The sequence below is a fragment of the Domibacillus robiginosus genome (assembly GCF_000966195.1).
Taxonomy (GTDB): Bacteria; Bacillota; Bacilli; order Bacillales; family Domibacillaceae; genus Domibacillus; species Domibacillus robiginosus.
Window position 1 is genome coordinate 21897 of sequence record NZ_LAHL01000023.1, and the last position, 13164, is coordinate 35060.

11 protein-coding genes are annotated in these 13164 nt (G+C 44.0%); 4 read left to right on the plus strand and 7 right to left on the minus strand.

The genetic code is table 11. The features are described from left to right. Nucleotides 1-6 precede the first annotated feature (6 nt). The 6 genes from VP97_RS13240 to VP97_RS13265 form a co-directional block, all read right to left on the minus strand. On the minus strand, nucleotides 7-1341 hold the full coding sequence (locus VP97_RS13240; RefSeq protein WP_050182332.1) for a 2-hydroxycarboxylate transporter family protein: 1335 nt from the start codon (nucleotides 1339-1341) through the stop codon (nucleotides 7-9). A 117-nt stretch (nucleotides 1342-1458) separates the two neighbouring features. Continuing rightward, a complete protein-coding gene (locus VP97_RS13245; RefSeq protein ID WP_050182333.1) occupies nucleotides 1459-2163 on the minus strand; it encodes a response regulator in 705 nt (234 codons plus the stop codon). Continuing rightward, nucleotides 2160-3737, minus strand: a complete 1578-nt coding sequence (gene dcuS / locus VP97_RS13250) for a DcuS/MalK family sensor histidine kinase (protein ID WP_050182334.1) — start codon at nucleotides 3735-3737, stop codon at nucleotides 2160-2162. Before dcuS ends, VP97_RS13245 begins: the two co-directional genes overlap by 4 nt. Next, the gene (locus VP97_RS13255) at nucleotides 3734-4684 is read right to left on the minus strand and encodes a bile acid:sodium symporter family protein (protein WP_050182335.1); all 951 of its coding nucleotides are present in this window, start codon (nucleotides 4682-4684) and stop codon (nucleotides 3734-3736) included. Before VP97_RS13255 ends, dcuS begins: the two co-directional genes overlap by 4 nt. 67 nt (nucleotides 4685-4751) lie before the next feature. Beyond that, nucleotides 4752-5426, minus strand: a complete 675-nt coding sequence (locus VP97_RS13260) for a response regulator (protein ID WP_050182336.1) — start codon at nucleotides 5424-5426, stop codon at nucleotides 4752-4754. Further along, nucleotides 5423-7027: an ATP-binding protein gene (locus VP97_RS13265; RefSeq protein ID WP_050182337.1), complete on the minus strand. Its 1605-nt coding sequence runs from the start codon at nucleotides 7025-7027 to the stop codon at nucleotides 5423-5425. Before VP97_RS13265 ends, VP97_RS13260 begins: the two co-directional genes overlap by 4 nt. 120 nt (nucleotides 7028-7147) lie before the next feature. On the opposite strand from VP97_RS13265, the gene VP97_RS13270 reads away from it, so the two are divergent. After that, nucleotides 7148-8203, plus strand: a complete 1056-nt coding sequence (locus VP97_RS13270; RefSeq protein WP_245629888.1) for a DctP family TRAP transporter solute-binding subunit — start codon at nucleotides 7148-7150, stop codon at nucleotides 8201-8203. 133 nt (nucleotides 8204-8336) lie between these two features. Continuing rightward, nucleotides 8337-9602, plus strand: a complete 1266-nt coding sequence (locus tag VP97_RS13275) for a dicarboxylate/amino acid:cation symporter (protein WP_050182338.1) — start codon at nucleotides 8337-8339, stop codon at nucleotides 9600-9602. Between the two features lie 26 nt (nucleotides 9603-9628). Here the strand turns inward: VP97_RS13275 and VP97_RS13280 are convergent, their stop codons facing one another. After that, nucleotides 9629-10135 (minus strand): GNAT family N-acetyltransferase, encoded by a 507-nt coding sequence (locus tag VP97_RS13280; RefSeq protein ID WP_245629889.1) that lies wholly within the window; start codon nucleotides 10133-10135, stop codon nucleotides 9629-9631. 214 nt (nucleotides 10136-10349) lie between these two features. Between VP97_RS13280 and VP97_RS13285 the strand changes: the two genes are divergently transcribed. Both VP97_RS13285 and VP97_RS13290 read left to right on the plus strand, forming a co-directional pair. Beyond that, nucleotides 10350-11366, plus strand: coding sequence for a potassium channel family protein (locus VP97_RS13285; protein ID WP_050182340.1), 1017 nt, complete (start codon nucleotides 10350-10352; stop codon nucleotides 11364-11366). Between the two features lie 105 nt (nucleotides 11367-11471). Beyond that, the gene (locus VP97_RS13290) at nucleotides 11472-13091 is read left to right on the plus strand and encodes an ATP-binding protein (protein WP_050182341.1); all 1620 of its coding nucleotides are present in this window, start codon (nucleotides 11472-11474) and stop codon (nucleotides 13089-13091) included. Nucleotides 13092-13164 lie beyond the last annotated feature (73 nt).

Below are 13164 nucleotides of genomic sequence, written 5' to 3' on the forward strand. Positions count from 1 at the left end.
CTTTCCTTACCCAAACATTTTCATTAGCAATGTTGCTAAAATAACCGTAGAGGCACCGCCCAGGCGTGTTGCTACCTGCGCGAATGGCATTAGTGACATACGGTTCGAAGCAGACAGGATCGCCACGTCACCCGTTCCACCAAGGCCGCTATGGCAGCCTGTTACGATTGCTGCATCAATCGGATGCATTTTCATGAACTTTCCGACAAAGTATCCTGTTGCAACCATCGAAATTACAACGGCTGCACAGACAACCACGTACCCCGGTGTTACAATTTTCACTACATCTTCAAGCGGAATATACAGCATGCCAAGCCCGACCATTAACGGCCACGTTAAGCTTGTTGAAACGAATTTGTACAAGTGATACGCACCCTGCTCCATACGTGCAGGCATCATTTGACATACTTTAACAAGGGTTGCACCGACAATCATCAAGACTGGACCCGGAATACCAAGGAACAAATGAGCAAAGCTTCCGAAGATAAAGAAGCTGCAAGCAATTAACAACCCCGCACCCATTAACGAGAAATCAACCGGTTTGTTAATCGTTGTTTCTGAGGAAATCTGGTCCCCTTCTTTTGATTTAACAAGAACTCCATTTCCTGTTAATTCAGGTTTTTTCTCACCCAGACGCATCATAAGGCCTGCACATACAACAGCAACAATATTACCGATAACTGCAGCCGGGATCATTTGAGAAACAAAGGATTCTGCTGCACCGCCAGAAATCTGCGCATAAGCAAGTGACAATGGTAGAATACCTTCACCAATACCGCCGCCAATAATTGGCACAACAATATAAAAGAATGTGTGTTTAATGCTGTAGCCGAATAACAAGCCGACAAGGCAGCCTGCCACAACAGATGCCAGCGTCCCTAATACAAGCGGGATAAACATGCGTGTAAACCCTTGAATCAATACTTTGCGGTTCATACCAAGAATACTTCCGGCAACAAGCACCGAAATATATAAGTATAAAAAGTTCGATGTTTTCATAAGCGTTGTAACAGCTTCTGTTGCACTTGGATTAATTAAGTCAAAGAAAACTAAAATGGATGGAACAAGCAGCGCCAGAATTGCCGGACCGCCAATATCTTTTAAAATAGGGATTTTCATACCAAGATCGCCCAGCAGCATCCCCATAATCATAATTACGGCAAATCCGCCAATCATATCCGGCGGCAGCTGATTGTATACTGATGCTGCATAAATGACAGCTGCCAGCACAATATAAAGTGGCAGTGGAACTGGTCCTACAGTAATACTATTTAATTTTTGGAAAAAAGATGGCTTTTGATCGTTAGAAGGAAACGTTTCCAACTTTCTTTCTGCTCCCATATTGATAACCTCCTGTTTGTTTCTTGCTTCATCTTATCTGGAATTAAAGCGTTATCATATATTATTTATTTTTTTAAATTGTTTTTTAACTAAAAAAAGTAAGCAGTTTCAAACTGCTTACAGAAAGTTTTTCATAATATACTCCTTGGAAAGGTTGCGTGTATGCTGATAAACCGGGCGTCCTACCGTACCATAAACCACTCTTACATCCAGCACCTCGATGTCGGTGAGAAACTTTAAATACTTGCGTGCAGAAACACCGGAAATGCCGACTCTTTTCACAATGTCTTCTGTTGAAAAAGCACCTTCTATTTCTTCAATCTCTCCCCACACTTGATTGAGCGTAGCTTTTGTCAGCCCTTTTGGAATATCCTTCGGCATATCCTGCTCTCTCCTGCCAAGCAGCTGGCGATCCAATTCTTCCTGGCTGACCTGGCGGGTTTGTGCCGTAAATGCCCGTTTATCACGATATTCTTTTAATGCTTCTTCAAACCGGTCAAATTGAAATGGTTTAATTAAATAATCAACGGCGCCATAGCGAATTGCTTTTTGGACCCGTTCCATATCAGAAGCAGCAGATATGACGATTACATCCACTTCTTTTTCTCTTTCCCTTACATAAGTCAGCAGCGATAATCCATGCGGACCCGGCATGAAAATATCGAGCAGAATAAGGTCAATTCCCTGGCTTTCTATAACTGAAATAGCTTCTTCCACCGTTCCAGCTGATGCGGACAATGAAAATCCGCTGATGCTTTCTACATATTTTGCGTGCAGAGCAGCTACACGCTGTTCGTCTTCTACTAACAAAACGCGTATCATGCTTTCCTTTTCTCCCCCTTCTCAGGAAATGGTATATAAACGGTTAGTTTTGTTCCTTTGCCTGGTTCTGATAATAAATCAAACTCACCGTCCCGCTGGGCAAGAATATCGTGTACCAGTGACAATCCAATGCCGCGGCCGGTTCCTTTCGTGGAAAACCCTTTTTGGAATAACCGGTGCTGTTTTTCTTCTTCAATGCCGCAGCCGGAGTCGGCGACTTCGACTGTTAGGATATCATCCCCATAGCTGAATGCAACATGAATAATTTTTTTCCGGCTTTTTTGCACCGCATCGATCGCATTATCAATTAAATTGCCAACAACCGTAATCAAATCATGAGTGAGCGCTGGATCTTCCGGCTGCGGGATCGGAAAATCACTTTTCAGATGCAAGGAAGCACCTGATTCACGCGCATAGCTTAGCTTGCCAACAAGAAAGCCGGCCAGTACCGGATCTTTTATTTTTTCTGTCATCGTTTGAATCTCATTACTTTTAAAATCAACCGTCTCTTGAATAAATAAGGCAAGCTCCTCATACGACTTCATTTGCACCATGCCCAAAATTACATGAAGCTTGTTCATAAATTCATGGGTCTGAGCCCGAAGTGCATCCGCGTATAAACGGACTCCCGTCAGCTGTTCAGCCAGCAGTTTCACTTCTGTTTTGTCACGATAGGTGGCCACCGCCCCGACAACCACTCCATCCACGTGAATCGGCACGCTGTTCACGAGCAGCTCAACGCCATTGATCCGCTGCTCACGGTCAATTTCCTGCTGCTCTGTTTCCATTACGCGCTGCAGAGAATGAAGCGGAATCGACTCTTTTTCTCCTTGCCTGAACAAGGAGACGGCTGCTCTGTTCGTAAGTGTAATTGTTGAATCGCGGTCCACCGCAATAATGCCTTCATGGACGGATTGAAGGATGGCATCACGTTCTTCAACGAGTCGGGCAATCGCAAAAGGCTCCAGGCCAAGCAGCACTTTTTTAATGTAACGAGCGAGCAGCACAGCGCCGAGAATACCGGCTAAAATACCGGCAGCTGTTCCGGCCAGAATATTGTTTCGGCTGCTTACGACTGCATTTTCAACACTTTCCAGTGAAATGCCGACTGCCACGGCGCCGACTTGTACACCTTTTTCATCTAGCACAGGTGTAAATGACCGTACAGATGGACCAAGCGTGCCTTCTGCTGTGGATATATAGTCTTCGCCAGCCAGTACATGCTCTTCGTCACCGCCGGCAAATGGCTTTCCGACTTCGTCAGGGTCCGGATGCGATTTTCGAATTCCCTTCATATCCATGACGACTACAAATTGAACACCTGTCACTTTGCGAATGTCGTTTGTAAACAATTGAAGTTCTTTTTCATCCCTGGCTCCTGCAAGCACTTGGGCCACTAGAGGGGTATGTGCTACCATGCGCGAAGCGTTCTGGGCTTTTTCTGCTTGTCCTGCTTCAACCGAATCGGTAACCGTTTTTGTAACTAAAATATCTGTCACAAGCAGAGAAAAAGCAACGACTGCACAAACAAAAGCAATAATAACGGTCTGCAGCTTCCATTTTCCTTTTCTCATGCACTGACCTCCCTCGGGTACGCTTTTTTAAGCAGAAACCCATGAAATGCCGCAAGCATTTGCTGAAAGAGCATGCACACCACAACCGGCACTGCTGCCTGTGGCGGAAAAAAGTTAACGGCGATGACGGCACCCGCGCTAATATTGCGCATACCGCCTGTATAAATAAGCGTCACGATGGTTTCATGCGGCTGTTTGCAAGCCACTGCAAGGGCCCAGGAAAGCAGATAGCCGCACAACACAACAAATAAAATAGTCGTGAGAATCTGAATAAATTTCAAATCAATATCGCGTAAATAAGGAGCGACCACAGCACTGTTAATCGCAATAACGAGCGGAAGCGACAGCTTTGAAAAAGGCGACAGTGTCTGGCTGATCCGGCTTGCTTTTTCCGCTTTCACCCACTCGTTCACAAGCATGCCAAGCAATGACGGCAGCACAATCATCCAAAACAGCCCGCTCATCATTTCCAAAACATCCATCTCCACTTTGCTTCCGGCCAGCACAGACATGCTGAACGGCACAACAACAGGTGACAGAATCGTATCAAGTAAAATAATTACAAGCGCAAGCGGTACACTGCCCCGGTACATCGTTACCCAGATCACACTGGTAATGCCGGTCGGAATCACAAGCGCCAGTGTAAAGCCTGTAACAATGAGTGGATCATCGGGAAACAAAAGATGTCCGGCCGTCCAGGCAAACAGCGGCGTAACAATGTGAAGAATCACAAGCGCGAGAAAAACAGGAAACGGATGGGTCATCGTATGATGCAGCATCCGAAAATTCGAATTTAAACTGCCGGTAAACGTCATAAACGCAAAGACCCATGGCACAATAAACGCCCATGAGTGAATCCATTCTGCTAATAAAACGCCGGCAAGAACACTCATAGGTGTTAAAAGCGGCATCCACCGCGTTAAAAATATGTTTATTGCTCGAAGCATACAAAGGAACTCCATTCTTTTTGTTTGCTTCTATTGTATCATTACGAAAAGAATTCGGCGCCTCCGGTTATGCCAGCTTATAACGGTTGATAGGCCGGCCGATCACACCGTATTGAATATCGATTTTTACTCTTCCATTTTTTTCTAAATAATCCAAGTAGCGACGCACGGTAACTCTGGCGGCGCCGACTCCTTCTGCAACTTCTTCTGCTGACAAAGGCCTATCTGTTTTCTGCAGATGTGAAACAATTTTTTGCAGTGTAACAGCATTCAGCCCTTTTGGAAGCTGCTCCGCTTCATCCGGCCCTCCTGCTTTTTGAAACAAAAGGCTGTCAAGCTCTTCCTGGCTGATTCTTCCTTTTTCCCTTAAACGATTTTGAACAGATTGATAGTGTTCAAGCGCCTGCTTCATCCGCTCAAATTTAAACGGCTTCATAATATAATCAAATGCGCCATGCTGGATCACCTGGCGTACGGTATCAATATCACTTGCGGCCGTGATCACGATTACGTCTACTTGAATGTTTTCCTGCCGTAATAAATGAAGTGTCTCAAGCCCTCCCATTAATGGCATATATAAATCAATCACAATAAGATCCGGGGAGAGGCGGCGGATCAGCTCCATTCCTTCTTTTCCGTTGCCGGCAATGCCGATTACCTCAAATCCGTCTACTTTGTTGATAAACTCCTTGTTTACTTCCTGAACCATTAAATCATCTTCAATAAGCAGCACCCTTATCACGCTTCATTCCCCCTATCCTTTTTTGGCTTCATTGGAAATACAAGAGAAAAGGTTGTCCCTTCGCCCGGCACAGATTCAAGGTGAATGCGCCCGCTTCCTTTAGCAGTGATTTCGTTCACTAAATGCAGACCAATCCCTCTTCCTGTATGCGCTTTCGTTGAAAAGCCCTGTTTAAAAATGAATGGCTGATCCTCTTCCTTGATCCCTGCCCCGTTGTCTTCAACCAAAAGCGAAACAATATCACTTGTTTGCTGAATACTGATATAAATTTCGTTGTCTTCCTTAGGGTCTTCAAACGAGTCAAACGCATTTTCAACCAAATTGCCCAGTATGAGTACAAAATCATGATGATCCATATGAGGCGGAAATGTATGCAGCGAGCTGTTTCGGTCAATGGTCACCTGAACCCCGAGTTCTTTTCCGCGGCTTACTTTGCTGAGCAGCAGCCCCGACACACTGTCATCGCGAATATTCTTTGTTAAAAAGCGGGTTAATTCTTCCTGCTCCTCCGATACTTGAAACACATATTCCAGCGCTTTTTCCCGGTTCCCGAGCTGAATCAAGCCGGCAATCGTGTGAAGCTTATTCATATGCTCATGGTTCTGTACGCGCAGAGCACTTACAAAAGCTTTTACTCCGGTCAGCTCTTCTGCAAGCTTTGTGACCTGTGTTCGATCTTGAAAAATCGCAATCGCCCCAACCGTAACGTTTTTCACCCGAATTGGAATTCGGTTGGAAACAATGACTCTATCGCGTATATGCAGCTGCTTATTTAAAATGGGGCGGTCCAGCATAAGGATTTCCGGCAAGTACGTATCCGGAAGCACGTCTCTGATCTTCCGGCCGATCACTTCTCCACTGATACCAAGCATTTCTTTTGCTTTATGATTAAAGATGGTAATCCGTTCATCCCTGTCAATTGCGATGATCCCTTCATGCATCGCATTGAATGCTTCGGTTCTTTCTACAACGAGCTGCGCGATTTCATGCGGCTCAAGCTGAAACATCTGCCGTTTGATATCTCGTGCCATCATATACGCTCCCCATAGAGCAATGAACAATGCGATACCCGTCGCAATAAATATCTCTTTTTTTACAGACAGCAGCATCTCTATAATTTCCGGCAGTTTGAATCCTGCGATTACAACACCAACTTGATTGTATGAGGCATCCATGATTGGCACGAAGGCACGAATGATTGTACCTGTTTCTCCTTTTCCTCGTGATACATACGCATGCTCGGCAAAAGCTGGCCCTTCATCTTCCCCTTTCGATACTTTACCAATCTGGCTGTTGATCGGATGGGTAAGCCTGATGTGGTTCATATTTAAAATAACGATATAATCCGCTCCATTAATCACCCGCAGTTCTTCCACTGCCTCCACTGCTTCTTTTGTTACACTGCTCGATGAAGCGAGTTCGCCCGGTACACCTGGCAATTCAGCGACTGTACGTGCCGTTAAAATAGCTCGGTCCCGCAGTTCGCTCTCTTTTGTTTGCAGATAATTGCCGGTCAGAGCAATGCCAAGTGCGAAAAAAGAGAAAAGGAGTATAAATACGATCAGCCCTGTTATTTTCCACTGAATTGGAATACGTACCATTCATAACGCCGCCATTCTAAAAGATTCTCGTATCTATTTATTTTACCATGTTAAAGAAAACAAGCCGGCCAGTCAAAACGTGATATGATAAGAAAAAAATGTTTAACAGAGGTGATGCCTGTGGCTAAATACATCAGCTTCTGCCTTTTTACGCTCCTTATACTGACCGGCTATTATTTTTACCAATACAATGAAGCCGCCAAAACACAATTGCTTTCCTATGATGATGAACAGGAAAGCCTCGGATCAAGCATTACAATTCGCTTTTCACACGTGGTAGCCGAAAACACGCCAAAAGGCTTGACTGTCCGGAAGTTTGCCGATCTTGTAGAAGAAAAAACTAAAGGCCAGGTAAAAGTCGAAATTTATCCGAACGGTATTCTTTATTCAGATGGCAATGAATATGAAGCGCTGCAAAATGGAAAAGTAGAAATGATAGCGGCTTCATTTCCGAAGCTGATTGATACGGTCCCTCAGTGGAAGGTACTTGATCTCCCGTTTATTTTCAAGCGTGAAAGTCAGGTGGAAGCAGTGTTTACCGGACAAACGAGTAAAGAGCTCCTTTCCATGATACAAGATCCGCATGTAAAAGGACTTAGCTTCTGGCTGAACGGGTTTAAACAGATGACAAGCAGCCAAAATGCGCTGCTTGAGCCAGATGATTTTCAGGGTCAGACGTTTCGTGTTATGCCAGGGCCAATTATCGCGGAACAGTTTCGTCTTTTGAAGGCGAATACTGCGGTTATGTCCTTTAATGATGTGTATCAGGCGCTTGAATCCGGACAAATTGACGGGCAGGAAAATACCATCTCAAACATTTATTCCAAACGTCTTTACAAAGTACAAAACCATCTGACCGTCAGCAACCACGGCTATCTTGGCTATGCAGTCATGATTAATCAGAAATTCTGGGACGAGCTTCCACAAGAAATTCAAGAAAAGATCACAGAGGCGATGAACGAAACGACCGAATGGAATATGAAAAAAGCAGGCCAGATGAATGCGGAGCAGCTCGAAGAAATTAAGCGGACTTCTCCGATTACTATTCATTCCTTAACAGTCGAACAGCAGAAAAAGTGGCTTCGCCTGTTCAGGCCTTTGTATCAACAGGTTGAAAACGAAGTCGGTTCTGACTTAATCAAACAAATTCAATTTCCTCCTGATGAAGAACGCTGAATAAGCGTTCTTTTTTTTGACCAAAAAGACCAAAAAAACCATTAAAACCAAAAATATTTATTCCTGCTGGAGTCTGATATGATTCTATCAAAGAAATGAAAACGCTATCAAATACGTTAAAGGAGGTTTTCATATGAAGAAAGCTTTAAATAATTTAACTGTTCGTGTCATCATAGGGATTCTTTTAGGTATTGCAGTTGGTCTTGCTTTTCCGGCGTTTGGAGAGCAATTGAAAGTGCTGGCTGATATCTTCATCAAAATGATCAAAATGGTCATTGCTCCAATTATTTTCCTGACTGTCGTGATTGGAATCGGCAGCATGGGTGATTTAAAGAAAGTCGGCCGGATCGGCGGTAAAGCACTTCTTTATTTTGAAATTGTTACAACATTCGCACTTGCTATCGGTATTTTAGTTGTCAATGTTCTTAAGCCAGGGGCAGGATTTAATACAGGCTCCGTTGAAGGCGGCGATGTTTCAGAGTACACAAAAGGTGCTGAAGAATCAAGCCACGGATTTATGGAATTTATCCTCGGTGTTGTTCCAGATAACGCAATGGCGGCACTTGCAGGCGGCGACTTGCTTCCTATTTTATTCTTCGCCATTTTCTTCGGAGCCTCTCTTGCCGCTCTTGGAGAGCGAGGAAAACCGGTTGTCGACTTGTTTGAGCGATTAGCTGATATTTTCTTCGGCATCGTAAACATGATTATGAAGGTGTCTCCTGTTGCCGCATTCGGCGCCATGGCATACACAATCGGAAAATTTGGTCTTGGCTCGCTCGTATCACTTGGTCAGTTAATGGCCGGCGTTTACATTACATGTGCTCTTTTCGTTATCGTCATTCTTGGCGGTATTGCAAAGCTTTATGGATTTAACATTTTTAAATTTATCGCATTTATTAAAGAAGAGATTTTGCTTGTTTTAGGAACATCTTCTTCAGAATCAGCACTTCCGAAATTGATGAAAAAGCTGGAAGACTACGGATGTTCAAAACCAGTTGTAGGACTTGTTGTTCCAACAGGCTATTCATTTAATCTTGATGGAACGTCTATTTACCTTTCAATGGCCGCTATCTTCATTGCCCAGGCTTACGGTGTAGACTTAACAATCTGGCAGGAGCTTACGCTGTTAGGCGTTCTTATGCTGACATCTAAAGGAGCAGCAGGTGTTACTGGCTCCGGTTTTATCACACTCGCAGCAACACTGGCTGCATTCCCGATGATTCCGGTTGAAGGAATTGCCCTTCTTCTTGGTGTAGACCGGTTTATGTCAGAAGCACGTGCTATTACAAACCTAATTGGAAACGGTGTGGCAACAGTGGTTGTATCTAAAATGGAAAAAGAATTCCACCCGCCGGCTGACCTTACTATCACACCGCCTCCAAACAAAATGATCAATTAAAAAGCAGAGCCTTCTGGCTCCGCTTTTTATTTTGTATATTCCATAAGCCAGCAATTGCGGTACGCTCCTTCATGCCATTCCCGCTCCGACAGCAGCTTCACTTTTTGAAATCCGCATTTTTCATAGCAGCGGATCGCCCGTGCATTCCATTCCTGCGGATCCATTACTACCTTTTGTGCCTGCTTCGTATAAATTAAGTGTTCTACCGCCGCTTTTACGAGTACCTTACCAATTCCTTTATTCCAATAATTCACTTCTCCAATAAGCTGGTCTGTTCCATAAACGATTTGATCTGCCCGGCAGCCATACAGTATTCGTTCCTCTTCTTCAATGGGATAATATTGAATGTAACCGATCTCAATTTGGTCAAACTCAATAATGCCCCGGACTACCCCAGCTCCTTCTGTGTAAAATTCTTTGCGGACCTTTTCAGCGTCAAAAGGATTATCCCTGCCTTCATAAAAGGTCAGCACAACCGGATCTGACAGCCATTTAACCAGTTTAGATTCATCCCTTTTTTCCAGCCTGCGCACAGATAACCTCCCTTTTCGAAACAGCGTTTCCCACCCTCCCGCTTCACTGGATTATGTTCAAAATACCGGCTATTTGCGCAAATGTAAATCGGTTAATAGACCGAATTTGAAGGAATACCTTGAACACTGGCGAAATAAACCATTTATAATAAGTCCGCCCTATTTCCACTTGTGTCTTATACAGAAGATTTACTCTGAAAGGAGGAACCTGCAGATGATTTTTTTTCGAAGACTTTTCTTTAAAGCCATGCACATGAGCAGCTGGACACTTTTTTTCGCCACCATGTCCCTTGTACTGTTCAGCAGCTTTTTTATGTATTACATAGAACCTGAAACGTTTACTTCCCCTTTTAACGGGCTATGGTGGACGATGACAACTGTTGCGACGGTCGGCTACGGCGACTTATCGCCGGTATCGGTCCCTGGAAAGATTTTCGCCATGCTGCTGTACGTATTCGGCATTGGTCTCATGACCGTATTGATCGGAAAAGCCATTGATACACTGAGTGCGCGAAAACGATTGAAGGAGGAAGGACGATTGACGATTACACGTGAACAGCACATTATATTGATCAACTGGACGAACCGGGCACGGATTACTTTACTAGAATTGCTCGACACCTTTCCCGACATCTGCATCGTCATCATGGATGAAACAGAAGCAAAAACGCCTTTCCTCCATGAACGCGTCGATTTTGTAAAAGGTGCTCCCGCTTCTGAGCAAATGCTGCGGCAGGCGAACTTTTTAAAAGCTAAATCTATTATGATTTTTTCACCTGATCAAGCACCAAACGCCTCGACAGCAGACGGCCTGACTCTATTGATCGCTTCAAGTATTGAAGCTGCTGCCCAAAAACAGAAGCAAAATGTGTACACAATTTGCGAAGTGGCGGATTCAGGTAACCTGCCTGCTTTTTCACATGCAAACGTAGAAGAGTTTATTACACCAAATGATACAGCAGCTCATTTAGCTGCACGTTCCATTTTGTTTAACGGCTCCAGTGAAATTATCCGTCAGTTAACATGCAGTGATGGATACGATCTTTACCGGATTGAAAACACTTTTGGCTGGCAGACGTACCGTGAAGCTAAGCAGGCATTAGATGAAAAAGGGATTCTTCTTGTTGCCTCCCGCCATGACCTTTCCATTATGGAAAAACTGGACGAGCATCTTCCTCAATATGCTCCCTTGTTTATTATCTGCGATGAACAAGCGTATCACAGGCTTTAAGAAAAACAATTTTCCTAGAGCAATGTCTCCTCTCGTATAGGCTTATTTCGTTTATAATAGAAATAGATGGGAATAAGAAGGAAAATAGCGAGGAGATAACAACAAATGAAGCAAAACAATATTTGTTTCGATACATTAAAAAAGGAATGTGCGACAAGGGGGCTTGACCCAGCGAGTATTCCTTCTTTTAAACATATATTAGATACAGAGGCATTAACAGCAAGACAACGCAAGCATGCTGAATTTATCGGTGCGGTTACCTATTTTTTTGATAAATTTATTGCTTCGCTGCCGGGTATCCCTGTTCTTGCAACAGCAACGGATAAACATGGCTATGTTCTTCATATGATTGGAGACAGCGGTATTAAAGAAATGGTTGCGAAGCTGGGCATTCGAAATGGGGTTCAAATGACAAAGGAATACAACGGCATTAATTCTGCTTGCCTGGCGCTGGATTATCAACAGCCAGTTGGTATAGTCGGCTCCCAGCATTATCACCATTATCTTTATCATGCAGCATGCTACAGCATTCCTATCCGGAACAGAACTCACAGTGAGGAAATCGTCGGTACACTTTCATTTATGACAGCTGCTGGTTTTGCCCACCCTCTTTTTCTATCATTGCTGATGACGATGAAGGAATCCATTGAGCGTGAACTTCAGTTAATGAAGCAGAATGAAACACTGCGCCTGCTTAACGAGCTTATTATGGACACAACAACAAGCGGCATGATTATTTCCGATAAGGAAGGTAATATTATTAACGTTAACGAGGCCGCAGAACAGATGATGAAGCAAGATAAACAGTCACTGCTCTCCAAAACGGCCGCAGACTGCCCGTTCGTTGGCGATTATCTTGAGCGAGCGTTATCGGAAGGACTTCCTTCTACAGACATTGAAAGAACATTTAAAAGCACATCAGAACGTGAAACAACGTACTTACTGGACGCACTGCCGATTTTTGACCAAACCGAAAAGCTGGTCGGTGCCTTCGCGCAGCTGCGTGATATTACCCAGCGAAAAGAAACAGAACAAATGCTGCTTAACACTGAAAAGCTAGCCGCTGTCGGTCAAATGGCCGCCAGCGCTGCGCATGAAATCCGTAACCCTTTAACAACTATTCGCGGTTTTATTCAGCTGTTACAGCCATCATTCTCCGATCAGGGACATTTCAATCTTGTTCTAGAAGAAATCGATCGAATTAACTTGATTATTAGCGAATTTCTTATCTTATCAAAGCCGCAGGCCACTTGTTTCGGGAACCAAAACCTTATACAAATTCTTCATGATACGATTGCTTTGTCACAGCCCCAGGCAAGCATGGGCAATGTGCAAATTGTAAAGCACTTCTATGATAGCTCTGATCTCTTTATTCATGGGGACGGGAATCAATTGAAGCAAGTATTTATTAACTTGTTTAAAAATGGAATGGATGCTATGCCAGATGGCGGGACACTTTCAGTTGATGTTTATGCGAACCTACATGGAGAAGCTGTGGCAGTTGTTTCTGATAAAGGGGCCGGCATGACGGATGAGCAGCTGGGACAGCTTGGTAATCCTTTTTACACAACAAAAAAAGACGGTACAGGGCTTGGGTTTATGATTATACAGCGGATTTTAAAACAGCACGGCGGCTCCATTGATGTGCAAAGCAGAAAAGGAGAAGGAACAACGATTACGCTTCGTTTTCCAATCAAACAAGAAGAAACAATCGAGCAAACCTAATACTCCAAACAAAAGGCCGGTTTTGTGGGCCTTTTGTTTGTTAAGGAAAGAAACGCTTCTATAAAGAAAATGT